21 protein-coding genes and 1 other RNA gene are annotated in these 24,334 nt (G+C 61.7%); 10 read left to right on the forward strand and 12 right to left on the reverse strand.

Annotated features, from left to right (window positions below; genetic code table 11):
* Positions 1-116: 116 nt before the first annotated feature.
* The 7 genes from dprA to ACGHP1_RS10435 form a co-directional block, all read right to left on the reverse strand.
* On the reverse strand, positions 117-1,253 hold the full coding sequence (gene dprA / locus ACGHP1_RS10405; RefSeq protein ID WP_337678875.1) for a DNA-processing protein DprA: 1,137 nt from the start codon (positions 1,251-1,253) through the stop codon (positions 117-119).
* Positions 1,250-2,032, reverse strand: coding sequence for an RNA methyltransferase (locus ACGHP1_RS10410; RefSeq protein WP_337678876.1), 783 nt, complete (start codon positions 2,030-2,032; stop codon positions 1,250-1,252). Before ACGHP1_RS10410 ends, dprA begins: the two co-directional genes overlap by 4 nt.
* Positions 2,033-2,235: 203 nt before the next feature.
* Positions 2,236-2,586: a 50S ribosomal protein L20 gene (gene rplT, locus ACGHP1_RS10415; protein ID WP_005928218.1), complete on the reverse strand. Its 351-nt coding sequence runs from the start codon at positions 2,584-2,586 to the stop codon at positions 2,236-2,238.
* Positions 2,587-2,640: 54 nt separating this feature from the next.
* Positions 2,641-2,844, reverse strand: coding sequence for a 50S ribosomal protein L35 (gene rpmI, locus ACGHP1_RS10420; RefSeq protein ID WP_005928215.1), 204 nt, complete (start codon positions 2,842-2,844; stop codon positions 2,641-2,643).
* A gap of 18 nt (positions 2,845-2,862) precedes the next feature.
* Complete coding sequence (gene infC / locus ACGHP1_RS10425) at positions 2,863-3,441, reverse strand: translation initiation factor IF-3 (protein WP_005944384.1); 579 nt, start codon at positions 3,439-3,441, stop codon at positions 2,863-2,865.
* A 421-nt stretch (positions 3,442-3,862) separates the two neighbouring features.
* A complete protein-coding gene (locus tag ACGHP1_RS10430) occupies positions 3,863-7,585 on the reverse strand; it encodes a UvrD-helicase domain-containing protein (protein ID WP_390509352.1) in 3,723 nt (1,240 codons plus the stop codon).
* Positions 7,582-10,938 carry a PD-(D/E)XK nuclease family protein gene (locus ACGHP1_RS10435; protein WP_390509355.1) on the reverse strand — a complete coding sequence of 1,119 codons (3,357 nt, stop codon included), beginning with the start codon at positions 10,936-10,938 and terminating at the stop codon, positions 7,582-7,584. The genes ACGHP1_RS10430 and ACGHP1_RS10435 overlap by 4 nt, the downstream gene beginning before the upstream one ends.
* Positions 10,939-11,080: 142 nt before the next feature.
* Here ACGHP1_RS10435 and ruvX point away from each other — a divergent pair, with 142 nt between their 5' ends.
* A complete protein-coding gene (gene ruvX / locus ACGHP1_RS10440; protein ID WP_390509357.1) occupies positions 11,081-11,512 on the forward strand; it encodes a Holliday junction resolvase RuvX in 432 nt (143 codons plus the stop codon).
* Between the two features lie 231 nt (positions 11,513-11,743).
* Here the strand turns inward: ruvX and ACGHP1_RS10445 are convergent, their stop codons facing one another.
* Positions 11,744-12,487, reverse strand: coding sequence for a peptidylprolyl isomerase (locus tag ACGHP1_RS10445; RefSeq protein WP_390509359.1), 744 nt, complete (start codon positions 12,485-12,487; stop codon positions 11,744-11,746).
* 239 nt (positions 12,488-12,726) lie between these two features.
* Between ACGHP1_RS10445 and ACGHP1_RS10450 the strand changes: the two genes are divergently transcribed.
* The 3 genes from ACGHP1_RS10450 (at position 12,727) to ACGHP1_RS10460 (ending at position 14,006) form a co-directional block, all read left to right on the forward strand.
* Entirely contained in the window at positions 12,727-13,038 is a 312-nt protein-coding gene (locus ACGHP1_RS10450; protein WP_044954017.1) for a DUF1292 domain-containing protein, read from the forward strand.
* Between the two features lie 22 nt (positions 13,039-13,060).
* Positions 13,061-13,265: non-coding RNA, 6S RNA (gene ssrS / locus ACGHP1_RS10455), on the forward strand.
* Positions 13,266-13,358: 93 nt separating this feature from the next.
* Positions 13,359-14,006: an AhpC/TSA family protein gene (locus ACGHP1_RS10460; RefSeq protein ID WP_044954019.1), complete on the forward strand. Its 648-nt coding sequence runs from the start codon at positions 13,359-13,361 to the stop codon at positions 14,004-14,006.
* 197 nt (positions 14,007-14,203) lie between these two features.
* On the opposite strand, the gene ACGHP1_RS10465 is transcribed toward ACGHP1_RS10460, so the two are convergent.
* The 4 genes from ACGHP1_RS10465 to ACGHP1_RS10480 are packed head-to-tail and all read right to left on the reverse strand — an operon-like array spanning position 14,204 to position 17,019.
* Entirely contained in the window at positions 14,204-14,410 is a 207-nt protein-coding gene (locus tag ACGHP1_RS10465) for a DUF378 domain-containing protein (protein WP_294647492.1), read from the reverse strand.
* 59 nt (positions 14,411-14,469) lie between these two features.
* Positions 14,470-15,345, reverse strand: coding sequence for a 4-(cytidine 5'-diphospho)-2-C-methyl-D-erythritol kinase (ispE, locus tag ACGHP1_RS10470; protein ID WP_390509362.1), 876 nt, complete (start codon positions 15,343-15,345; stop codon positions 14,470-14,472).
* Positions 15,346-15,355: 10 nt separating this feature from the next.
* On the reverse strand, positions 15,356-16,540 hold the full coding sequence (locus tag ACGHP1_RS10475) for a pyridoxal phosphate-dependent aminotransferase (RefSeq protein ID WP_154259293.1): 1,185 nt from the start codon (positions 16,538-16,540) through the stop codon (positions 15,356-15,358).
* Positions 16,540-17,019, reverse strand: coding sequence for an Lrp/AsnC family transcriptional regulator (locus ACGHP1_RS10480; protein WP_005935606.1), 480 nt, complete (start codon positions 17,017-17,019; stop codon positions 16,540-16,542). Before ACGHP1_RS10480 ends, ACGHP1_RS10475 begins: the two co-directional genes overlap by 1 nt.
* A 232-nt stretch (positions 17,020-17,251) precedes the next feature.
* Here ACGHP1_RS10480 and ACGHP1_RS10485 point away from each other — a divergent pair, with 232 nt between their 5' ends.
* The 6 genes from ACGHP1_RS10485 to ACGHP1_RS10510 all read left to right on the forward strand — a co-directional run bounded on the left by ACGHP1_RS10485 (position 17,252) and on the right by ACGHP1_RS10510 (position 24,281).
* Complete coding sequence (locus ACGHP1_RS10485; RefSeq protein WP_005944416.1) at positions 17,252-17,521, forward strand: ACT domain-containing protein; 270 nt, start codon at positions 17,252-17,254, stop codon at positions 17,519-17,521.
* 24 nt (positions 17,522-17,545) lie between these two features.
* Positions 17,546-18,907, forward strand: a complete 1,362-nt coding sequence (locus ACGHP1_RS10490; protein ID WP_044954086.1) for a PFL family protein — start codon at positions 17,546-17,548, stop codon at positions 18,905-18,907.
* 65 nt (positions 18,908-18,972) lie between these two features.
* Complete coding sequence (locus ACGHP1_RS10495) at positions 18,973-19,602, forward strand: stage II sporulation protein R (protein WP_390509365.1); 630 nt, start codon at positions 18,973-18,975, stop codon at positions 19,600-19,602.
* A 51-nt stretch (positions 19,603-19,653) separates the two neighbouring features.
* Positions 19,654-20,124: a peptidoglycan-binding protein gene (locus tag ACGHP1_RS10500; RefSeq protein WP_390509367.1), complete on the forward strand. Its 471-nt coding sequence runs from the start codon at positions 19,654-19,656 to the stop codon at positions 20,122-20,124.
* Positions 20,125-20,337: 213 nt separating this feature from the next.
* Positions 20,338-21,480: an exonuclease SbcCD subunit D gene (locus ACGHP1_RS10505; RefSeq protein ID WP_390509369.1), complete on the forward strand. Its 1,143-nt coding sequence runs from the start codon at positions 20,338-20,340 to the stop codon at positions 21,478-21,480.
* Entirely contained in the window at positions 21,477-24,281 is a 2,805-nt protein-coding gene (locus tag ACGHP1_RS10510; RefSeq protein ID WP_390509370.1) for an AAA family ATPase, read from the forward strand. The genes ACGHP1_RS10505 and ACGHP1_RS10510 overlap by 4 nt, the downstream gene beginning before the upstream one ends.
* Positions 24,282-24,334: the final 53 nt, after the last annotated feature.

Genomic DNA, 24,334 nt, shown 5'->3' on the forward strand with positions numbered 1-24,334 from the left:
CCATTTCAAATTTTCTTTCTTCTCTATCAGGAACGCACCGTGCAACTGCACAGTACGGGATTCTCTATTTTTATATCATACCACAGCTGTTGTGTGCTGCGCCAGCAGAAATTATACTATTTTATCACATACCGCTTGCCCGGCATGCACAGCACCCGGCCGGAAAGCTCCAGCTTCATCAGGGTGCCCAGCAGCACCGCTGTGGGCAGGCCGCTGCGCACGCAAAGCTCCTCAATGCCAAGGGGCTGCGGCCCGATGCAGGAAAGCACCTTCCGCTCGTTCTCGCTCAGAGGCTCCGGCTGCTTTGCCGTCACCGCCGCTGCGCTCTGCCGGCGCAGGCCCAGCGGGCCAAGCAGGTCCGCAGCAGAACACACGGCACGCGCTCTGCCGTCCCGCAAAAGGCCGTTTGTGCCTGCGGAATTGGGCGAGTAGATGCTGCCCGGCACCGCGAACACCGGCTTGCCATAGCGTTCGGCGTGAGACACGGTGGACATGGTGCCGCTTTTTTCCTGCGCTTCCACCACCAGCAATGCAGAGCTGAGCGCCGCAATGAGCCGGTTGCGCTGCAAAAATCCATTTGGGCCAACGCCCTCACTGCGGGGCGGGTACTCACTGATCACGCAGCCCTTCTGCTCGATCTTGTGCCGCAGCACCACATTGGCCGCAGGATAGGTGCGGTCGATGGGCACGCCCATCACAGCAATGGTAGGGCAGTTGTTTTTGACAGCAGCGCGGTGCCCGGCGCTGTCCAGCCCGTCCGCAAGGCCGCTGACGATCAAAGCGCCGCTTTGGGCCAGTTCCCCGCCAATGTCCGCCGCTGCGTTCAAACCGTATTCGGTAGGCTTGCGGCTGCCCACGATGCCCACCGCGCCCGGCTCGTTGAGCCAGAGCGGATCGCCGGTGCAGTAGAGCACCAGCGGCATATCCGGGATGCGGGAAAACGCCAGCGGATAGTCAGGGTCGTCAAACGGCAGGATTCGCACACCCAGATCATCGCACCGCATCACCAGCGGGTGGTACTGTTCCGGGGCCAGCTGCTGCGCCCGCAGAGCTGCTGTCTCTCCTGCTGCAAGACGAAATTCTGCCGTATCGCGGGCTTCCCATGCTTCCTGTGCACCGCCAAAGGCATCCAGCACACGGCCCGCATGAACGCTGGCCGGGCCAAGCACATGGGCCAGCCACAACCAGCACAGCAGCGGATCCGGGGCAGGCTCCGGCGGGAAAAGGCTGGTCTGCCCTGCAAGGCCGCTCATAGGCTTTCCTCCCGGAAATGCCACAGCAGGATGCTGCCCGCAATGCCGGCGTTCAGGCTTTCCACCCGGTCGGTCATGGGGATGCGCACCGTGCTGCTGCAGGCAGCAATGGTCTCATCGGTCAGGCCCTGACCCTCGCTGCCGATGACGACGCAGACGCCGCCGGGGCAGCTTGCCTGCGCCGCGCTCAGCGGCTGAGACTTGTACAGCGCGGCAGCAAGGCAGGTGATGCCCTTTTCCCGCAGCCGGGTGATGGCATCGGGCATGGCACCGGCTTCGATCACCGGGATGCGTACTGCCGCACCCATGGAAGCGCGCAGGGTCTTGGGGGCATACACACTGGCACAGCCGTCGCTCAGGATCACACCGTCAAAGCCAAAGGCCGCAGCAGAGCGCAGCAGAGTGCCCACATTGCCGGGGTCCTGCACCCGTTCCAGCGCCAGATACCGCCCGCCGGTCTTCACCTCGTCCAGTGTGTGCACCGGGGTGCGGAACACGCCGAACACCCCCTGATGGGTGCCCACATCGGCCAGCTTATCGGCCACATGGTCTTCCACAAGGTAGTGTTCACCGGGCAGCCCGGCAAGCTCCGGGCACTTTGCCATAGCGCTTTCCGTATAAAATAAGGTCTCCAGCTGCGCACCGCGGGCAAGCTCCGGGCAGAGCTTGCGGCCCTCGGCCAGAAAGCGGCCCTCGCTGCGGCGGAATGCCGCGCTGGAAGAAAGGCGGCAGGCGTATTTGATCTTTGCGTTTTCCCGGCTGGTGATTTTTTCGTCCATCGTGTGTATTCAACCTTTCGCTGTACTGTCGTTCAAAAAGTAGTCTGCCGTCTTGTTCAAAAAATGCAAAAAGGGCAGCGTCTGCCACAAAGCGTTCCTGCGGCAGGGCGCTGCCCTGAAAAACATGTTCCCCTGCCGTAAGAACCCCGGATACAAAACGGACGCCCGCGTATACGCGCGGGCGTCACGATTCAAGTTCCTAATCAGGCGTTCTTGACGGTCTCGACCAGAGCTGCAAAGCTCTTGGGATCGTTAATAGCCATCTCAGACAGCATCTTGCGGTTCAGCTCGATGCCAGCCTTCTTCAGACCAGCCATGAAGGTGGAGTAGTTCATGCCCAGAGGACGAACTGCGTTGTTGATGCGGCAGATCCACAGGTTGCGGAACTGACGCTTCTTCATGCGGCGGCCAGCCAGAGCGTAGTTGCCGCTCTTCATGACCTGCTGCTTGGCCATCTTAAAGTGCTTGCTCTTGCAGCCGTAGAAGCCCTTGGCCAGCTTCAGCATCTTCTTACGACGTTTGTGAGTCATGGTTGCGCCCTTGATACGTGCCATTTTTTATATCTCCTTTAGTTGTCTCAATAGAATGTGTTTGCCTGCGGCTCGCTCTTAGGCGTAGGGCAGCATGCTCTTGATGGTAGCTGCGTTGGTCTTATCAACGTAGCTGGGCTGACGGTAGCCACGGGTCAGCTTGGTGGTCTTCTTGGTCAGGATGTGGCTGCGGAATGCGTGGCCGCGCTTGATCTTGCCGTTCTTGGTCAGCTTAAAGCGCTTCTTAGCGCCGGAGTGCGTCTTCAGTTTCATCTTAGCCATTTTAGTTTCCTCCTAAAATTAGTCCTTATTGGGTTTCGGGATCAGCAGAATGGACATCGTGCGGCCCTCGAGCACCGGCGGCTTATCGGTGGATGCCTGAGGCAGAGCCTCGGCAAAACGTTTCAGCACGTCTGCGCCCAGAGCACTGTGCGCCATTTCACGGCCGCGGAAGCGGATCGAAACCTTAACCTTGTGGCCAGCTGCCAGGAACTTGGCAGTCTGGTTCAGCTTGGTATTGAAGTCGTTGGTGTCAATGTTGAGCGAAAGGCGGGTCTCTTTAACTTCGACCACCTTCTGGTTCTTCTTGGCTTCCTTCTCCTTCTTCTGCTGTTCAAAACGGTACTTGCCGTAATCCAGCACCTTGCACACAGGCGGAACAGCCTGCGGTGCGATCTTGACCAGATCCAGACCAGCATCTTCAGCAGCGCGCATGGCCACCTGAATGGACACAACGCCCTTCTGCTCGCCGTCTGCACCGATCAGACGGACCTCACGGTCACGGATCTGACCGTTGATCTCCAGTTCCTTCGACTTTCCAGCGGTAGCGATAATGAATGCACCTCCAAACAAAATCCATTTTGTTGCAATATTTGGCATAGAAAACGCGGCCGCCCATTTTCAGGACAGCCGCGCAAAAATTCACTCAAAGCCGCAGTCCACTCATAATGAACTGCCTTCAGGTATAGCCCGGGGGATCTTTCCCTCGCAAGGCGAGCGCGGCACAGGCCGTAGCTGCTTTCTTTACCCGGTTATTCTACCACAGGCAGAAAGCGCTGTCAAGCACTTTTTATGCGTTTTGCGGGAAAAATATGACTTTTCCGAAAAGCAGGCCATCAGGGAGCAGCATCTGCCCGGGCATCGGTGCCGCCCACTCCGGCAGGATGACGCGAAGCCATGGTCTAAAGTGTAGGCTGCAATTAAAATCGACCAAAAAGCCTTAACGGGAAGTGCGAGGGCTTCTCACGCTGGATGGACTGGCGAGCGGAAGCAGGACGGAGTGGGCGGCACCGACGTTCTCCTACGCTTCGATCAGCCTCCCCAGCTCCAGCGAGTAGATGCCCTTATACGTTACCTTCTTCGGCGCAAAGCGCTTATCGATGGCAAGGGCATAGAGGTTCAGCTGCGGGCGGTAGGCGCTCAGGAAGTCCGCTTCGGTCTTGCGGCGGTCGGTCTTGTAATCCAGCAGTTCCAGATGATCCGGGAACACCAGCACAAGGTCTGCAATGCCCTGCACCAGCACCTGCTCATCCTGCACGGCGGCGGCTTCCTGCGCGGAAGCTCCCTGTGCCGTCAGCACGGCCGACGCGGGCAGCGCCGTGATGAAGGCCAGCTCCCGCAGCACCTTTTCGGCTGCGCAGATCTTTGCAAAGGCTTCGCTCTCGGCAAAGCGGCGGATGCGGCCTGCATTGAGTTTTTCCGCAATTTCCGGGGCCACCAGCCGGGTGTCCACCTGCCGCTGGCGCTCTGCAAGGATGGCTTCCTCCAGCGTGCCCGCCGCTTTGGCAGCAGCAAGGGAGGCAAAGTCCGCATGTTCCAGAAAAGCGTGCAGAGCCGTGCCCATCTCGGCGGCGGTCAGTCCGTCCTTGGAGAGAAAGGCAGGGCGTTCCAGCGTGGTCTGCTCGGCCTTGTGCACGATGCTGGTCACGCTGACCTTGGCGGGCACCGCAGCCAGTTTTGCTGCCGGATACCGCCATGCAAAGCCCTCCTGCAGCTGAGCCACCAATGCCGGGTCTGCCGGGACAGGCTCTGCCGCTTCCGGTTCCTGTCCCGGTGTTTCCGGCTCCGGCTGAGCTTCCTGCACCGTGACCATGATCTCGCTTTCCGTAAACACAAAGGGCAGTTCCAGATCTCCTGCCAGCCGCCGCAGCGGCCCGCCGAAAGGATGCACCAGCAGCGCTGCACGCAGCCAGTCGGCAAAGCTGCCCGCCTGCTGGTTCAGCGTTTCTCCCGCGCCCGCAGCAAGGAATGCTGCCGCCTTGGCAAAGGGATTGCCGGTCTTGGTCATGCCCAGCGGCACCGTGAGGATCAGCTTATCCTGTGCACGGGTGAGCGCCACATATAAAAGGCGCATCTGCTCGCTGCGCGTTTCCTGTGCATGGACGCTGGCAAGAGCAGCGTAGGCTGCAGTCTTGTACATGCTCTCGCCCTGTTCCGGGCGCAGGCGCAGGCCCGCGCCGTATTCCCGGTGCAGCAGCACCGGCTGGTAAGTGTCGCTCAGGTTAAAGTGCCGGGCCGTGTCGCCCACGAACACCACCGGGAACTGCAGGCCCTTGGAGCGGTGGATGGTCATAATGGTCACACAGCCAGGCCGCGCACCGCCGGGCACAGTGTCCTGCCCGGTAGAACCGGCCTGCGCCGCCGCGTCGATGGCACGCACCAGCGCCGAGATGCCGTTTGCACCGGTCTGTGCACAGAAAGCCGCAAAGCGCCGGGCATCTTCCCGGCGGTGCGCACCGTTTTCCAGTACGCCCAGCGCAGCAAGATAGCCGGTGGAGACAAAGATCTCTTCCAGCAGCTGTTCTGCCGGGGCACTGCGGGCCATGCGCCGCAGTGCGGTGAGTCGGTCATAAAAGTCCTTCACCTTTTGGGTGAACGGCGTTTCATCACCATTCTGCACCACCTGCAGCACTGCGCCGTACAGACTCATGCGGGAAGCCCTTTTGCCCGTTTCCTTCGCGCCCTGTTCCTCCTGCGCCTTTTTCTGCATTGCGGCGCTCTGGGCACGCAGGCGTACAAGGTCGTCGTCCGTAAAGCCGAACATCGGCCCCAGCATGGCGGCGGCAAGGTAGATATCCTGCGCCGGGTTGTCGATGACCTTCAAAAGCGAGATCAGCGGCCGGATGTGCGCTGCTTCCATCAAGTTTTCGCGCGCATCCGCATACACCGGGATGCCCCGGGCCGTGAGCGCTTCCTCATAAGCGAGGAAGTCGCCGCGCGCCGCCAGCAGGATGCAGCAATCCTCGTACTGCACCGGGCGGGTGGAGCTGCCGTCCCGCACTGGTTCGCCGTTTTTCACCAGTTCTTCAACGCGCTGGGCGATCCACGCCGCGTCGGTCTCAGCGGTGTCGTCGGGCAGGAAGTGCGCTTCCACGCTGCCGGCGTATTCGCCGGGTGCACCGCACACCAGCCGCTGGCCGTCGCCGTAAGCCGTATCGCCCAGCTGGGGGGTCATGAGCTGTTCAAAGATAAAGTTGATGCCTGCCACCACCTGCGGGGCGGAGCGGAAGTTCGCATCCAGCGCCAGCAGCGCGTTTCCGCCTGCCGTACCCTCCTCCGGGCGGGGGCGGGCAGTGCCGCTGGGCAACGGTGCCCATGCGTTCAGCTTAGCCCGGAAGATGCTTGGGTCGGCCTGACGGAAGCGGTAGATGCTCTGCTTCAGGTCGCCCACAAGGAACAGGTCATCCCCCGCCGGGGAAGCAAGGCAGCGGTAAATGGCATCCTGCAAAGCGTTCGTGTCCTGATATTCGTCCACCATCACGGCGGCATAGCTCTGCCGGATGCTCTGGCACAGCGGGGTGCACACGCCATCCGGTGTGCGCAGCAGCCGCAGGGCCTGATGCTCAAAATCGCTGAATTCCAGCAGCTTGCGCTCCTTTTTCTTTGCCGAGAAGCGGGCATCAAAATCCCGCACGGCGGCAAACAGCGCCCGCAGCCGGGGCAGGGCCGCTCTGCGGTCCGCTTCGGCTTCCTCCTCGCTGCAGGAGACAAGCTCCGTAATGTGCTCAAACAGCTTGGCGGCTTCGTCTGCGCGGGTCCTGACCGCCGCCTTATGATCGCCGGTCAGCCGTTTTTTCATGCCCTTGAAGCCGGGTATCTCCTCCATGCCCAGCACATAGGGTGTCAGCTTATCGTACAGCGGTGTCCACTGCCCTGCCGCAGCCAGCCGTTCCACCTCGCCCAGCAGGGCGGCGGCGCTTTCCAGCCGGGAGAGCGGCTCTGCAAATTTATCGTTGACACCGGCCACGGCCTTTGCCTTGGAAGCAGCGGTCTTGCCTTTTTCCTCGGCCTGTGCCTGTGCAAGGACAAAATCTTCCTTACAGTCTGCCAGTGCTGCCGTCAGCAGTTCCCGCGCGGCCTTTGCGCAGCGGGCCGCTTCCGCCAGCAGCAGGTCATGCCAGCAGGTAAAAGCAAAGCCGTTTTCCTGCTGCCATGGTGTCAGATATTCGTCCAGCCTGCGGTCATAGTCCGGCAGAGCGCGCAGAAAATCGTACACATGCAGGATGGTATTGCCTGCGGCCTGATCGGTGCGGCCCTTTCCGTAAAGGTCTGCAAAGGCACAGAAGTCCGGGTCGCGGTAGGCATTTTCCAGCGTTTCGGCCAGCGCCGAAGCCCGCAGCACCTCCACGCTGCCGGGATCTGCCGGGGCAAAATCCGGCGGGATGTCCAGTGCCTGAAAGTGCTTGTGCAGCAGGTCCAGACAGAACGCGTCAATGGTGCAGATGGGTGCGCGCTGCAAAAGCATCCGCTGGCGGCGCAGGCTCGTGTTGTGGGGCTGCTGCTGGCTGAGCCGCAGCAGTGCCTGCCCGATGCGGGCCCGCAGCTCTGCCGCCGCCGCATTGGTAAAGGTGACGATGAGCAGTTTGTCCGCATCCACCGGGTGGTCCGGATCGGTGATGAGCCGCACGGCGCGTTCGGTCAGCACGGCTGTTTTGCCGCTGCCCGCCGCTGCGCTCACCAGCAGCGCACCGCCCCGGTCCTCGATGGCGGCCCGCTGGGCCGGGGTCCATTTGGGTTCGCTCATGCCTGCTCACCCTCCTTCTCGTTCTCGGTCTCTTCCGGCTCAAAGGGCTTGGCCGGAGCCTCCAGCGCACGCTCGCCGATGCCGGTCTCGTGGCAGCAGATAAAGCTGTAGTCGCACCAGATGCAGGGGTTCCTGCCCGCTCCTGCCACCAGCGGTTCCGCTTCGATGCGGCCATTGTAGAGCTGGCTGCCCATCTGCGTTACAAGGTCATCCAGATGCAGCTGGATGCGGTTGAGCTTTGCAATATCGGCACGCTTATCCTTCTGGCTGGGGCTGGGTGCACCGTTGCGGTAGCCAAAGGGCAGGTAGCGGCCCGTCTCATCCGCATCCATGGCATCGAACACCTTCTGCTCGTCCCTCACAAGGCCGTCCAGCTCGTACTGCACGTCCTGCTGTGCCTGCTGGCGGTTGGTGGTCTTGGGGGCCGGGTCTGCCAGCAGATACAGCACGCCTGCCGGTTCCGCACCGGTAAAGCGGCCGCTCTTATCCCGCGTCAGGCTGAACAGATACAAAAGCATCTGGCAGTCCAGCCCGCAGTATACCTCTTTCAGGTTCAGCTTTTTGGTGCCGGTCTTATAGTCCACCACCCGCACCCAGCGGGTGCCGTCTTCCTCCACCCACTCGTCGGCGCGGTCCACCGTGCCCACCAGCTGCACGGTGCGCCCGTCCGAGAGATGATACACCTGCCCGGGCACGGCGTCCTCCCCGGAGCCGATGCGCAGCTCACAGGCTGCCGGGTGGAAGCAGGACTGCCTCTGTTCGTCCCGCAGGTAGCACAAAAGGCTTGTCATGCTTTTTTTGAGCCGCGAGAGCAGATAGGTGAACCGGGCCGTATCCTCCGGCAGATAACGCTTTGCATATTTATCCACCAGCAGGCTGGCAAGCTCTGCCATGGCATCATCGTCCAGCTCCAGAAATGGGGCCAGCCCGGCGCAGGGATTATCCGCATCCGGGTGCGGGTCCAGCGCCATCTGCAGCACCCAGTGCATCAGGGTGCCGCTCTGGTCGGCAGAAAGCTCGGCCCGTCTGCGGGGCTTCAGGCCCAGCACATACTGCAAAAAATAGCCGTAACGGCAGGTATAGTATTTTTCCAGCTGGCTGGGCGAGATGCGCAGCCGCTGCCCCAGCAGGCCGCTCAGCGCGGACAGGTCGTTCACCTGCCGGGGCGGGTCCTCCTCCATGCGGCGCAGCAGAGCAAGGCCCCGGGGCGCATCCGTCTGCGGCAGACGCAGCGCCTCAGTCAGACTGGCGCGTTCCGTGTCGGTCAGCGGCCAGCCGCCCAGCGTATCCAGTGCATCGGCGGGGGTGGCTGCAAGGTCGGGAAGCTCCAGCTCCGGTGCCGCCGGGTGCAGGGCCTCCACGATGGGTTCCAGCGCTGCGCACAGGGTCTTGCCCTGCCCCTTGGGCCAGCTGAGCCACAACCCCTTTGCCGGTGCGGTGAGGGCTTTGTAAACGCACACCTGCTCGCGCACCACGCGGTTCTCAAAGCAGTCCGGCAGATCGATCTGCTTTGCCATCAGGACATCGCGGTCGGCGTGGGTCAGAAGGCCCGTCTCGGACGGTGCACAGGGAAATTCGCCCTCCGCAAGGCCCAGCACGAACACATAGTCCGGCGCGTCCAGACGCATTTTGCCCGCGCTTGCCAGCACCACGGCATCCAGCGTCTGCGGGATGTGCCCAAGGTCCGAAGAGCGCAGCAGCAGGCTGAACAGGTCCTCATATTCTGCAAAGGTCACACCCTGCCCGCCCAACAGGTGGGCCATCTCGTTGAGCAGCTGCATCACCACGTTCCACTCGCGGGCCGCTTCCTCTGCCGCCGGGATGCCCCGGGCAGTGCGGACGGCTTCCACCAGCGCTGCCTGCTGCTCTTCTGCACCCAGCTTTTTCAGGCAGAAATACAGTTCCCGGCTGATCTGTTCGGCGCTGCCGCCCCGCACCTTGCTGCGCAGTTCGTCCACGGCTGTTACCAGCAGCTGGCGGGCAGTCTCGGCATCCTCCAGCGTTTTTGCATCCTCATCGGACAGTTCATTTTCGCCGAAGCCCTTGGGGCTTTTCTCAAATTTTGTGCGCCATGCCGCCGCATTGGGTGACCAGGTATAGGCATAGTTTTCCAGCGCGCAGACCTGCGGCTCGGTCAGAGCGCACAGGCCGGTCTTGGCAAGAATGGTCAGGTTTTCGGTCATATCCGCACCGCGCAGCAGTGCCAGCAGTGCACGCACCGCCGTAGCCGGGGCGCTGAACTCCGGGGTGGTGGGTTCATCGCAGTAAAGCGGGATATCTGCCATGCGGAACTCGTACCGGATGGCCGCACGGTAATCTGAGATATTGCGGCAGACCACAGCCATTTTGCCGCAGCGCACGCCCTGCCGCATCAGGCGGCGGATGGCCGCAGCGGTGCAGCGGGCTTCCTCTTCCCGGCTGGCAGCGGCAAACAGCCGCACCTCCGGCGCAGCGGGCGGCACCTCACAGGTGCCAGTCTCCAAAAGCTCTGTCACAGCCGCAAGGCCGGGCGCATCCTTATGGCGCAGGTCGCGGCGCAGCAGCTCCGGCACTACCGCATCAGCACCGTTTTTGCGGGCCAGCTGCCGCAGCTGTGCGGCCACCTGCTTTGCGCCGGAAAAAAGCCCCATATCCCCCGGCACCATGGGCGCACCGTCGTCGCACAGGGCCACCGTGACGGTGGGCAGCGCCGCCAGCATCGCGCCCATCAGCCGCTTTTTGGGTGCGTTGAAGGTATCGAACTCGTCAATGAACACTTCCCGCTCCCGCAGAAAGTCCGGCAGTTCGCCCCGGGCAAGAGCGGCTTCCAGCCGGTCAGCCGCCAGCTCCAGCCGGTCGGCGGGGTCCATGCCGGTGCCCGCCAGCAGCGTTTCGTACCCCTGAAAAATCAGTGCCAGCTCGCTCAGCTTGCCGCTTTCCGGCCCGCAGTCCGGCGCAAGCTCTGCCAGCTGTGCGCCGGAAAGGCCGGCACTTTTCAGCTCGTCGATGGTCTGGGCCGCCATCTGGCAGAAGGCCGCACTGCGGCGGTGGCGGTAGTAGTAGTGCACATGATCCTGCAGCTCTTCCAGCGCGCGGCGCACCAGCACGGCGCGGCCCGCGTCCGAAAGGGTCTGCACCGCCGCGCCGCCCTCGGCAGAGAGAATGCGCTCGGCCAGACTGGTAAAGGAAAAGCTTTCCACCATGCCGGAAAGAGCATCGCCCAGTTCCCGGTAGATGCGGCCCTCCGTGCTGGAAGTGAACTGTTCCGGCACCAGAAGGATGCTGCGCCGACCTGCCTCGGCCCGGGCCTTGATGCGGGAATAGAGCAGGGTCGTTTTGCCGCTGCCGGAGCCGCCTAAAACCAGTTTGAGCATGGGGCACTTCCTCCTAAAAAAACGATCTGTGTTTATTGTAACACGAAAATCCTCTCAAAAAAAGTGTGATTCTCTACCTTTTAGCCTGCAGCTGTGGTACACTTGGATCGACAAACTTTTCCACACAAGAGAGGAAGCCTGTATGAAAATTTTAGCTGTTGATTACGGCGACAGCCGCACCGGCCTTGCCACCTGTGACCGCACCGAGTTCCTTACAACGGCCATCACCCCGCAGATCACCCTGAAAGCCCGCAACAAGGTAGCCGCCCGGGTATGCGAGGTGGCAGAGGAGATCGGCGCCGAGCTCATCGTCATCGGTCTGCCGCTGAACATGGACGGCACCGAGGGCGAGCGCGCCGCCAAGAGCCGCAAGCTGGCAAAGACGGTCGAGATCTGGAGCGGCCTGCCGGTGCGCATGTGGGACGAGCGGCAGACCACCTGCGCCGCCGCCGACATTCTGGACGAAAGCGGCACCTTTGGCACAAAGCGGAAGGAAATTCTGGACTCTGTGAGCGCCACAGTCATTCTGGATGACTACCTTGCATGGCGGAAAGAACATCCGGGGGAGATTTGATTCAACTCCTTCCGTCATCGCTGGCGCGATGCCACTGCTCCCCTTTTTGTCACTTGCGTGACATCTTCCCCCGGCCGGGGGAAGTCTTTCTCATTGAGGGAGGCTCTGGCGAAAAGGAAAACTTTGCCGCACTGCCAAGGGCTCCCTCTTTGAGGGAGCTGTCGCCGCAGGCGACTGAAGGAGTTATAAAAAAGGCACCCGCAGTTTTGAACGCTGCGGGTGCCTTTTGGTTCACTGATAGGTCTCGATGCTCACGCTGTTGATGGTGATGTCCTCACGGGGCTTCTGGTTTTCGTCCACGGCGGTCTGGCCGATGGCATCCACCACGTCCATACCCTCGTACACCTGCCCCAGCACGGTATCGGTGTAGTCAAGATAAGGCGCGCCGCCGACGGTCTGATAGGCCGAAACCACCTCTGCGCGGTAGCCGGCACTGTTCATCTGGTCCACAAGCTCCTGCGTCACCGACTGGTCTCCCGGCAGCGTCTGCATCACGTAAAAAACGCTGGCGCACTCGCCGGAAGCATCGGTGCCCATACACAGCGCGCCAGAGTAGTGGTGCAGGCTGTCGGTGGTCTCAGCCGGGTAGCGGCTGCCGTTCCAGATGGTGTTGCCCCTGCCGTCGGCCCCCTGCCCGGCTTCCACCACAAAGCCGCTCTCCACGCGGGAGAAGGTCAGGCCGTTGTAGTAGCCTGCCTGCACAAGGCCTGCAAAGTTATCATAGGCCTGCGGAGCCTTGTCCGGGAAAAGCACCGCCTTGAACACGCCTGCCGAGGTATCAAACACCGCAATGGTGTCCCCCGCCGCAGGGTGGGCAAACTGCAGCTCTGCCGATTCCACTGCCGGGCGGTCGATCTTCTGGACTGTACTGCCGTCGCTGCCTTTGCCAAAGTGCAGAAAGCTCCCGGCACTGCAGCCCGTCAGCACCAGCGCCGCTGCCAGCACAAACGCCGCCCATCTTTTTTTATGCATCATTTCCGCCCACGCTCCATACTCTATAGTAACCTGCACGGCACACCGTGCACAGAAGATTCAGAGGATAGTATATCATATTCTGCCGCAGAGTGCGAGAGCAAATGCGTGAAAATTTGCTGCACAATTTCTGTGCGAAAAAGCATCTTGACGAGCAGGCAAAAAAACGCTACACTATATGCAGGCCAAGCGGGCGGCGCACAAACAGCCCGTTTTATGACACGATACAGGAGACAATATCTATGTCTGACGAAATCAAGAACCCTAATACCGAAGAAGATCAGCCCGACCTGATGACCCTGGAGGATGAGGACGGCAACGAGATCACATTTGAGGTGATCGATGCGCTGGACCACAAGGGTGTGCATTATCTGGCTGCTGTGGAATACGCCGAGACCGAAGAGGAAGCTGAGAATGCTCAGCTGGTCATTCTGAGCGTTGGCGAGGATGACGAAGGCGAATATCTGGATGTCGTGGACGACGACGAACTGCTGCTGGAGCTGGGCAAGCTGTTTGAAGAGCGCCTGAGCGACGAGTACGACATCGAAGAATAATTCCAGACAAATTACCCGGCAAAACTTCCTGCCCGGCTCGATTTGTTGCGGTTTATATGATCCTACTAATCATTCAACGGGAGCTTGGAGTTCCCCGGTGGATTGCAGACCTCCCCGTCATGGGGCGACCATGAAGGCTCGATGAGGAAGCGCGAACCCGGAGACAGGGCACCCACCTGTCCGTAAGGGTAGGTTTGATTGACCGCAGACGACCGGGCGGGATCTTTTTATAGCAATCCATCCACCGCTGTCCTCTGCACTTTCTGCAGAGATGCAGTGTGTGGATTTTTTTATTATCTTGAAAGGATGTGCATTGCGGCATGAAGTCAGAACATCTGGTGGGCACCTCCATCCCCCGTTTCACCTTTGATACCCCCACCACACCGGGCAATGATTTTTACAAGCTGTGCGAAGGGGAGCACCCTCTGGTCATGATCTTCCTGCCTGCCTTTGACCACCCTGTCACCCGGGAATATCTGACCCGCTACCTGCAGACCCTGCCCAGACTGCGCGGCGTGCGGCTGGCCTGCGTGGTGCGTTCCTCGCCTCGCATGGTGGCAAAGGCCACGCAGGGGGCCGAGTTTCCCTTCACCCTCATCTGCGACGCGCCGGGGGTGCTGTACGGCTACCTTGGCGTAGAACAGGCCCGCGGCATCCTGAGCTGGAGCTTTGCGGCCCAGCGCATCTACAAAGCGGCCAAAGAGCAGGGCTACCGCTACAACAGCAATGCTCCACAGCAGCTGCCGCTGACGCTGGTGGTGGGCCACATGGGTAAGATCCTGTTTACCCACTCCGGCCGCAGCCAGACCGACCTGCCGGAGGACTGCGCCGCCATCCGCGAGATCACCCGCGAGGTGGTGCGCACCATGGCCGAGGACCAGCGGCGTGCACACCCCCACTGCTCCGACGAGACGCTCACCCTGCCGGATCTGGTAGGCTGGGATGATCTTGACGGAAGCAGTAATTGAGTCAACAAGCAAAAGCACCTGCAGAATCAACCGCAGGTGCTTTTGTTTTAGCGAGCTCGCCCTCTCCGTCTTTGCTTCGCAAATCCACCTCTCCCAAAGGGAGAGGCCTTGGCATAACGATGAAGTCCGCACTGACTGCCAAAGGCTCCCACTTTGGGGGAGCTGGCGCGTCAGCGCCTGAGAGGGCGAGGCCGCTTTCAATTTTCAGAGCTTTCATCTGCAAACAGTCCCGGGATGCCGCACAGGGCTGCGATGCCCACCAGCGTGAACACGATGCGCGACCAGATGGATGCACTGCCGCCCAGCAGCCAGCCCACAAAATCGAATTGGAACAGCCCCACAAGGCCCCAGTTGATGCCGCCCACGATCATTAAGATCAGACAGATTTTATAAAAGGTCTGCACAAAAAAGACCTCCTTCCTTTGCGGGCAGTATGCCCCGTAGGAAGGAGGTCTATGCATCTTTATCGGCTCACCCGTGCGCCGCCGCGGTCAGGCTGCGCCACGTACACCTGCTTCCAGCGCCGCTTTGCGGCCTGTGCAGCAGCCCGTGCGGCCCCTTCGTCCCGGAATACGCCGAACACCGCCGCACCGCTGCCGGTCATCAGGGCGGTGACAGCGCCATGCTCCCGCAGCAGGGCCTTGATGGCCCCGGTATCCTTTGCTCCGCTGCACTCTTCCAGCGCATTGCCGGCGGCGGCGCAAAGGGCATCCAGATCTCCGGCACGGATAGCGGCTTCCTGCGCTCCGCAGTCCGGGTGGACGCTGCTACCCACCCGGTCATAGGCCGCAAAGGCCTCCGGGGTGGAAACGCCGTAGTCCGGCATCACCACCGTGAACCAGCACTCCGGCACCGGCGGCAGCGCCTTGAGAAAATCGCCCACACCCTGCACCCGGCAGGTGCCGCCCATCAGGGCAAAGGGCACATCCGCACCGATCTTTGCGCCCAGTGCGCACAGCTCACTCATGGAAAGGTGCGCACCGTACAGCTCGTTCATGCCCACCAGAACAGCGGCAGCATCGGCACTGCCGCCCGCCATGCCCGCCCGCACCGGGGTATTTTTATAGATTGTGATGTCCACGCCCGCCAGAAGGCCGGTGTAGTCAAAAAAGGCCAGCGCTGCCTTGATGGCAGTGTTTTTGTTATTGGGGGCCACCAGACTGCCCGGCAGACGCAGGTTCAGGTAGGGGCTGCGGCGCAGCACCACCCTCTCGTACAGGGTAATGGCCTGCATGGTCATGTCCAGATCATGGTAGCCGCCCGGCAGAAGGCCCACCACGTCCAGCGCCAGATTGAGCTTTGCGGGGGCCAGAATGGTCACGCAGTTCAGCCTTGCCATTTGTTCCTCCTCAGATGCCGTGATAGATGCTGTTTTCCTGCAGGAATTCCCGGATGCGCCGGAGCGCTTCCTTCAGATGCTCCACGCTGTAGGCGTAGGAAATGCGGGCGTAGCCTTCGCCGGAAGCGCCAAAGGCGTCGCCGGGGATGATGGCCACATGCTTCTGTTCCAGCAGCTTCGTGCAGAAATCCTGACTGCTCATGCCCGTGCTCTTGATGCAGGGGAAGGCGTAGAACGCACCGCGCGGCTCAAAGCAGGTCAGGCCCATATCGTTAAAGGACTTCACCACAAGGCGGCGGCGCATATTGTACTCGTCGCGCATGCGGTCGATCTCGCCGTCGCACTCCTTCAGGGCAGTGATGGCGGCGTACTGGCTGGTGGTGGGAGCGCTCATGATGGCGCTCTGGTGGATCTTGGTCATGATCCGGATGATGGGTGCCGGGCCGCAGGCATAGCCCAGACGCCAACCGGTCATGGCGTAAGTCTTGGAGAAGCCGTTCACCACGATGGTGCGCTCGGCCATGCCGGGCAGGGTGGCAATGGAAACATGAGGCCGCAGGCCATAGTTCAGCTCTGCATAAATTTCGTCGGAGAGCACCATGATGTTGGTACCGCGCAGCACCTCAGCTACAGCTTCCAGATCCTCGCGCTCCATCACCGCACCGGTGGGGTTGTTGGGAAACGGCATGATGAGCAGCTTTGTCTTGGGGGTGATGGCTGCTTTCAGCGCATCGGCACGCAGGCGGAACTCGTCCTCCTGACGGCAGGCCACATGCACCGGCACACCGCCGGACAGGGTGGTGATGGGCTCGTAGCACACAAAGCAGGGCTCCGGGATGATGACCTCGTCCCCGGGCTGCACCAGCGTGCGGATGCACATATCAATGGCTTCGCTGCCGCCCACCGTGATGAGCACCTCGTGCAGCGGGTCGTAGTGCAGGCCCATGCGGCGCTCCAGATACTTTGCCACCTCGGCGCGCAGCTCCTTCAGGCCTGCGTTGGAGGTGTAGCGGGTGCGGCCATGCTCCAGACTCTCGATGCCGGCTTCGCGCACAGCCCATGGCGTTTTGAAGTCCGGCTCGCCCACGCCCAGACTGATGCACTCGGGCATTTCGGCAGCCAGATCGAAAAATTTGCGGATGCCGGAGGGGCGCATGGCCTCAGCGGCAGGCGCGATCAGTTTATCGTAGTCCATCACAGCACCGTGCACTCTCTTTCATCGATTTCTTCGTCCTGATACAGGCGGCCCTCCTTTTTATAGGTGCGCAGCACAAAATGGGTGGCGGTGGACAGCACATCGTCCAGCGGAGAAAGGCGCTTTGCCACGAACAGAGCGATCTCCTGGAAGGTCTGGCCCTTGATCACCAGCTGCAGGTCGTAGCCGCCGCTCATCAGCAGCACGCTCTCCACCTCGTCAAAGGCGGCAATGGTGGCTGCGATCTCGTCAAAGCCGCGGCTCTTCTTGGGGCTGACGTTCAGCTCGATGACGGCCTCCACACGGTTGACCCCGGCCTTTTCCCAGTCCACGAGGGTCTTGTAGCCCTTGATGATGCCCTGCGCCCGGGCCAGATCGATCATGGCCGCCACCTCGGCGGGGGATTTATTCAGCATCGTGGCGATATCCTCAATGGGCAGCCGCGCATTGTCTTCCAGGATCTTCAAAAGCTGTTCCATAGTATTTTGCTCCTTCTCAGCCCGTAATCGGGAAATAAATTATCTATAAGTATAGCACAAGCTGTAAAAGATTGCACCCGATTTTTGGGATAGAATGTCTTTTTCCCCTCGTGTCTGTTCTTTTTTACAAAAAGTGTGTTCAAATTTTGCCAAATCTGCTATACTGGAAGAGTAAGAGTGTGCCGGAACGCTTGCGGCACCGTTCATCAAAAGGAAAACGAGGGTGGAAACGATGAAAGCATTCATTACCGTCATTGGTCACGATACCGTGGGCGTTGTTGCCAAGGTCGCTGGTCTGTGCACCGAACTGAATATCAATATCGAGGACGTGACCCAGAGCATCCTGCAGGGCATGTTCGCCATGATCATGCTGGTGGATATCAGCAACTGCAATGTGAGCCACGAAGAGCTGCACAAGCGCACCGACGCGCTGGCTGCCGAGATGGGCATGCAGATCAATGTTACCCGTCAGGAAGTTTTTGATGCCATGCACACCATCTGATGGAGGGAGTACACAGCTATGAGTATGTTTAATACCGGTGACATTCTCGAGACCATCGAGATGTTCACTCAGGACAATCTGGACGTGCGCACCGTCACCATGGGCATCAGCCTGCTGGACTGCATCGACCCAGACCCGAAGAAGGCGTGCGAGAACATCTATAACAAGATCACCACCAAGGCCGCAAACCTTGTGCCCACGGTGGAGCATATCAGTGCCGAGTACGGTATTCCCATCATCAACAAACGCATCAGTGTCACACCCATCGCCATGCTGCTGGGTGCCTGCCCGGATGCCGACCCTGTGGAGTTTGCAAAAACTCTGGATGCCGCCGGTAAAAAGGTGGGTGTAAACTTTGTGGGCGGCTACAGTGCTCTGGTGCACAAGGGCTTTTCTGCCGGTGACCGCCGCCTGATCGAGTCCATTCCCCGCGCACTGGCCGAGACCGACATCGTGTGCAGCTCGGTGAACATCGGTGCCACCAAGGCAGGACTGAACATGGACGCCGTCAAGCTCATGGGCGAGGCCGTCAAGAAGGCCAGTGAGCTGACGGCTGATCGTCAGTGCATCGGTGCCGCAAAGCTGGTGGTGTTCTGCAACGCACCGGAGGACAACCCCTTCATGGCCGGTGCATTCCACGGCCCCGGCGAGCCGGATTGTGAGATTCACGTGGGCGTTTCCGGTCCCGGCGCTGTGCGCGCTGCACTGGCCCGCCTGCCCAAGGATGCCCCCATCGACGAGGTGGCAGAGCTGGTCAAGCGCACCGCCTTCAAGATCACCCGCGTGGGCCAGCTGGTGGCCAATCTGGCTTCTCAGGCACTGGGTGTGCCCGCCGGTATCATCGACCTGTCGCTGGCACCTACCCCCGCCATCGGCGACAGTGTGGCCAATATTCTGGAAGAGATGGGCCTTGAGACCTGCGGCTGCTGCGGCACCACCGCCTGTCTGGCCCTGCTGAACGATGCCGTGAAGAAGGGCGGCGTGATGGCCTCCAACCACGTGGGCGGTCTGTCTGGTGCCTTCATCCCGGTCAGCGAGGATGCCGGCATGATCCACGCCGCCGAGACCGGATGCCTGACCATTGAAAAGCTGGAAGCCATGACCGCCGTCTGCTCGGTGGGCATCGATATGGTCATCATCCCGGGCGACACCACCCCGGCTGTCATCAGCGCCCTGATCGCTGACGAAGCCGCCATCGGCATGGTGAACAGCAAGACCACCGCCGTGCGCGTGATCCCTGCCATTGGCCGCAAGGCCGGCGAGGTGCTGGACTTTGGCGGTCTGCTGGGCTATGGCCCCATCATGGCCGTGAACCAGCACGACCCGTCCGTGTTCATCAACCGCGGCGGCCGCCTGCCTGCCCCCATGCAGTCGCTGAAGAACTAAGAGAATAAATCTACTCCAACAGGCCCATCCTCTGGATAACATTTCCAGAAGAAGGGTCTGTTTTTATGTTATCCAGAATGCTTACACGCTCTCAGATGGCTCTGCTCTGCCTTGGCCTGTTTCTCGCCCTTGCTCTGTGTGGCGCATGGCAGGCATTTGCATGGGGCCGCACCCAGCTGGACACCGGGGCGCTGGTGTGCGCCGACACCCTGCGGCTGCACATCCGGGCTGAGAGCGATTCCATTGCCAGCCAGAGCGCAAAGCTCCATGTGCGGGATGCCGTGCTTGCCTATCTGGACACCGCCTGCCCTGCCGAAAGCAAGCCTGATGCCCTTTGCTGGGCGGCGCGGCATTTGTTTGAGCTGCAGCTCACGGCCCGGCACGCGCTGGCAGGGCTGAACATCCGCACGCCGGTGCGGGTGCAGCTGGTAAATATGTACTTTGCCACCCGGCGCTATGGTTCCGGCACTCTTCCCGCCGGGCGGTACGACGCGTTGCGCATCGATCTCGGTGCCGGAAAAGGCCGCAACTGGTGGTGCGTTCTCTATCCGGGCCTGTGCCGCTCTGCCTGCGGCAGCTATGCCCAGCCTGCCGAAAACGACCTTGTGTGCGGGGAGTACATCCTCCGGCTCCGGCTGGTGGAATGGGTGCAGCAGCGCACCGCCCGCCGGGAGGATGTGGTGCTTGTGGGGTAACGCCCGGCACTTTTTCCGCATAGCATGTGGCGAAAGGAGCGTGTGATCATTATGGCGATCCCTGCTTATTATTCCCTGCTCCAGCGTGGCTCTTCCGGGCCGGACGTAGCTCTTGTGCAGACCTGGCTCAACGGTGTGCGCGATGCCTGCACATGGTACGGCGAGCTGAAGGCCGATGGAAAATTCGGCATTTCCACCGAGAACGCCGTGAAGGAGTTCCAACTCAAAAACAAGATGAATGTGGACGGCAAGGTGGGCGCGAACACATGGAACGTGCTCTACACCCGCTACACGGCCAAGCACGGCCTGCATGTGCCCTACCCCGGCATTGCCCTGCGCAGCGGCTCTTCCGGCGGCACAGTGCGTCTGGTGCAGCAGAAGCTCAATTCGCTGGGTGAACGGCTGAACGCCGACGGCAGGTTCGGCGCGGCAACGGCAGCGGCTGTGCAGCGGTTCCAGCGCCGCAACGGCCTTACCGCCGACGGCGCGGTCGGCGAAGGAACATGGGAGAAGATGTTCTGATTTAAGGGAAGCGAACTCCTTCAGTCACGGCTTGCGCCGTGCCAGCTCTCTCAAAGAGGGAGTCTCTGGCAAAACCGGAAGCTTTTCCGCACTGCCAAAGGCCCCATCCCCGAGGGGGCTGGCATCGCGCAGCGATGACTGGGGGAGTTTTCCTTGCCCCCACCCCCGCCCTGCTGTATAATAAAGAAAACTCTGAAAAGGCGGTGTTTCCGTTTGCGTTTTCTGCATCTTTCCGACCTGCATCTGGGCAAGCGGGTGTGCGAGTTCTCCATGCTGGACGACCAGCGGTACATTCTGGAACAGATCCTCTCCCTGCTGGACAGCACACCCGTGGACGGTGTGCTGCTGGCGGGCGACCTCTACGATAAACCCGTTCCCCCTGCCGAAGCCGTGCGCCTGCTGGACTGGTTCCTCACCCAGCTGGCTGAGCGGCAGCTGCCGGTGTTCGCCATCAGCGGCAACCACGACTCCGCCGACCGCATCGCCTTCGGCTCTGCCCTGCTGCAAAACAGCCGGGTGTACGTCAGCCCGGTGTTCTCCGGTGCGCCGATGCCCATCCCCCTCACCGACGAGTACGGCACGCTGGACGTGTACCTTCTGCCCTTCCTCAAGCCCGCCATGGTGCGGCATGTCTGGCCGGACGAGCCTGTGGAGAGCTACAACGATGCCCTTGCCTGCGTGCTGCGCCACTGCCCGCTGGACCCGGCCCACCGCAGCGTGCTGGTGGCCCACCAGTTCGCAGCCGGTGCCGCCTGCTGTGAGAGCGAGGAAGTCTCGGTGGGCGGTGTGGACAGCGTGGATGCCAGCCTGTTCGATGCCTTTGACTACGTGGCGCTGGGCCATCTGCACAGCCCCCAGAAGGTGGGCCGCGATGCCGTACGCTATTGCGGCACCCCGCTGAAATACTCCTTTTCGGAAGCAGGCCAGCACAAGAGCGCCACCTTTGTGGAGTTCGGTCTCAAGGGCGAAGTTTCCATCACCACCGCGCCGCTTACCCCGAAGCACGACCTGCGGGAAGTGCGCGGCAGCTACATGGAGCTGACCGACCGCCGCAATTACGACGGCACTGCGGTGGACGACTACCTGCACATTACCCTGACCGATGAGCAGGACGTGCCGGACGCGCTGGCCCGCCTGCGGGTGATCTACCCGAACCTGATGCGGCTGGACTACGATAACCTCCGCACCCGGGAAGATCAGGAGATCACCGCACCGGAACGCGCCGAGAGCATCACCCCGCTGGAGCACTTCTCGGCGTTCTACCAGCTGCAGAACAATCAGCCGCTGACGGCGGAGCAGGCGGCATTCTGCCAGCAGCTCATTGAGGAGATCTGGAAGGAGGGCGAGGACGCATGAGACCGCTGAAGCTCACTCTTTCGGCCTTTGGCCCTTATGCCGCCGAGACGGTTCTGGAACTGGAAAAACTGGGAAAAGGCGGCTTATACCTTGTCACCGGCGATACCGGCGCAGGCAAGACCACCCTGTTCGATGCCATTACATACGCCCTGTACGATCATTCCAGCGGCGGCGTACGCGAGGGTACCATGCTGCGCTGCAAATATGCTGATCTTAAAACGCCCACCTTTGTGGAGCTGGAATTTGAGGTGAACGGCCAGCGTTATACCGTGCGCCGCAACCCGGAGTACCAGCGCCCCAAAAACCGCGGCGAGGGCATGACCACCGAGAAAGCGGATGCCACCCTCACCTATTCCGATGGCCGTCCGCCGGTGACCAAAGCCAAGGATGTGACTGCCGCCGTGCAGGAGATCATCGGGCTGGACTACAGCCAGTTCTGCCAGATCGCCATGATCGCACAGGGTCAGTTCACAAAGCTGCTCAACGCTTCCACCGAGGAGCGCAGCCGCATTTTCCGCAAGCTGTTCCGCACCCAGCGCTATGCCCGGCTGCAGGAGTGCCTGCAGGCCGAAAGCGCCGCCCTCAGCCAGCAGCGCACCACCCAGAATGCAAAGCTGGACAGTCTGCTCTCCGGCATCCGGTTTTCTCCCGACGACCCGGATGCCGATGCCCTTGCCGCACTGAACGCCCAGACCGAGCCGGAGACGGCCATTGCCCTGCTGGAAGGTCTGCTGGCCCGCCAGCAGGCCGCGCAGGAGACCGTTGCTGCTGCCCTCAAGGACACCGAAGCCAAGCTGGACGAAGTACAACGTCAGCTGGGTGCTGCCCAGCAGGCCCGACAGCTGGCCGCACAGCTGGCCGCAAAGCAGGCAGAGCTTACCGCTGCCCTGCCTGTGCTGGAAGCTGCCCGTGCCGAGAGCGCCCGCCACGCAGGCGATGCCGCCCAGCTGGATGTTCTTGCCGGACAGGTGACGCAGGCACAGACGGCCCTTGCCGCCTACAATGAGCTGGATGCCCTGTGCCATCAGCAGCAGGCCGCGCGGGATGCTGCCCAGCTGGCCGCTGCCAAGGCCAAAGCAAAACGCACCCAGCTGGCCGCACTGGACACAGCGCTGGCCGCTGCTGAAAAGGAGCTGACCGCGCTGGAAGATGCTCCCACCCGGCTGCTGGCCTTGCAGAACCGGGAAAAGGAGCTGGCCCAGCGCAGCACCGCCCTTACCACCCTGAACCAGCGGCTTGCCGCCTGCCAGCAGCAGGCACAAAAGGCCCACCGTGCGCAGGATGCCTACCGCACTGCCGCCGAAGCCAAGGAGCAGGCCCATGCCCGGCGGGATGCGCTGGACAAAGCCTTTCTGGACGCACAGGCCGGACTGCTGGCGCAGGCGCTGGCCGAGGGTGCGCCCTGCCCCGTGTGCGGCAGCGTCCACCACCCGGCAAAGGCCCAACTGCCCCACACAGCCCCCACGCAGGCGCAGGTGGATGCCGCCAAGCAGGAAGCCGAAAAGGCCGATGCACTGGCCCAGACTGCCAGCACTGCCGCACAGAGCGCCCTTGCCGCAGCCGACGAAGCCCGCCGCTCCCTGCGCCGGGATGCTGAGAGCCTATTGCCAGAGCGCTTCACTTCCCCGGATGGGACGGTACAGCTGACCTTCAAGGGGATGAACGCTGTCCTGACGGAAGAAGCCTGTGCCCTGCACGCAGCACAGGCCGAGTGTGTCGCCGCGCTTCGGCAGGCCGAAGCAGACTGCGCTCGCCGCACGGCATTGGAGGCCGACCGTCAGGCAAAAAGCCGCCAGCGCCCGGCACTGGAACAGGCCGCCGCTGAAGCTGACAGCACCGCCGCCGCGCAGAATGCCAGCGCCGATGCGCTGGAACAGCAGGCCGCTGCCGCTCGTGCAGCCCTGCCCTACCCGCAGCGGGCCGAGGCACAGACCGCGCTGAATGCATTGGAAGCCAGCCGCACCGCCCTGCGCACCGGCATGGAGCAGGCTCAGCATTCCCTCAAACAGGCAGAGCAGGCCTATGCCGCTGCCAAAGCCGCTGTGGATGCCCTGCAGACCCAGCAAGCCACTGCCGAAACCGCCGGGCCTGCCCAGCCGCTGGAATTTTTACAGGCAGAACAGGCCCGCCTTGCCGCCGCCCGCACTGCCCTGCGGGAGCAGGCCCAGCAGCTGGCCGCACAGCGGCTGCCCAACCGTGCAGCCGCTGAAAAATACCGCACCGCTGCCGAAGCGCGCACTCAGCTTGAACAGCGCTGGCAGTGGGTGAGTGCCCTTGCCGCCACGGCGGGCGGCACCTTGACCAGCAAGCAGAAGATCAAATTGGAAGCCTACATCCAGATGAACTATCTGGACCGCATCCTGCGCCACGCCAACACCCGCCTGATGCAGATGACCGCCGGGCAGTACGAGCTGGAGCGCATTGGTGCCGAGAACCAGCGCAGCCAGTCCGGCTTGGACCTTGGCATCATCGACCACTACAACGGCACCCGCCGCAGCGTCAAGACCCTTTCCGGCGGCGAAAGCTTCAAGGCATCGCTGGCGCTGGCACTGGGCCTTTCGGACGAAGTACAGAGCGCGGCAGGCGGCATCCGTCTGGACACGCTCTTCCTCGACGAGGGCTTCGGCAGTCTGGATGACGAATCGCTGGAACAGGCCATGCGCGTACTTGCAGGGCTGACCGAGGGCGACCGGCTGGTGGGCATCATCTCCCACGTAGGTGCTCTGAAAGACCGCATCGACCGACAGGTGGTGGTGCGCAAAGCCCGCACCGGCGGCTCTACCGTAGAACTGATCGTGTAAAACGCCGCAGGCCTCTTTATAAGTTGCGTCTTTTCGGGGCATCCTATGGGCGG

It is taken from the genome of Faecalibacterium sp. i21-0019-B1 (assembly GCF_042852915.1).
GTDB classification, from domain to species: domain Bacteria; phylum Bacillota; class Clostridia; order Oscillospirales; family Ruminococcaceae; genus Faecalibacterium; species Faecalibacterium taiwanense.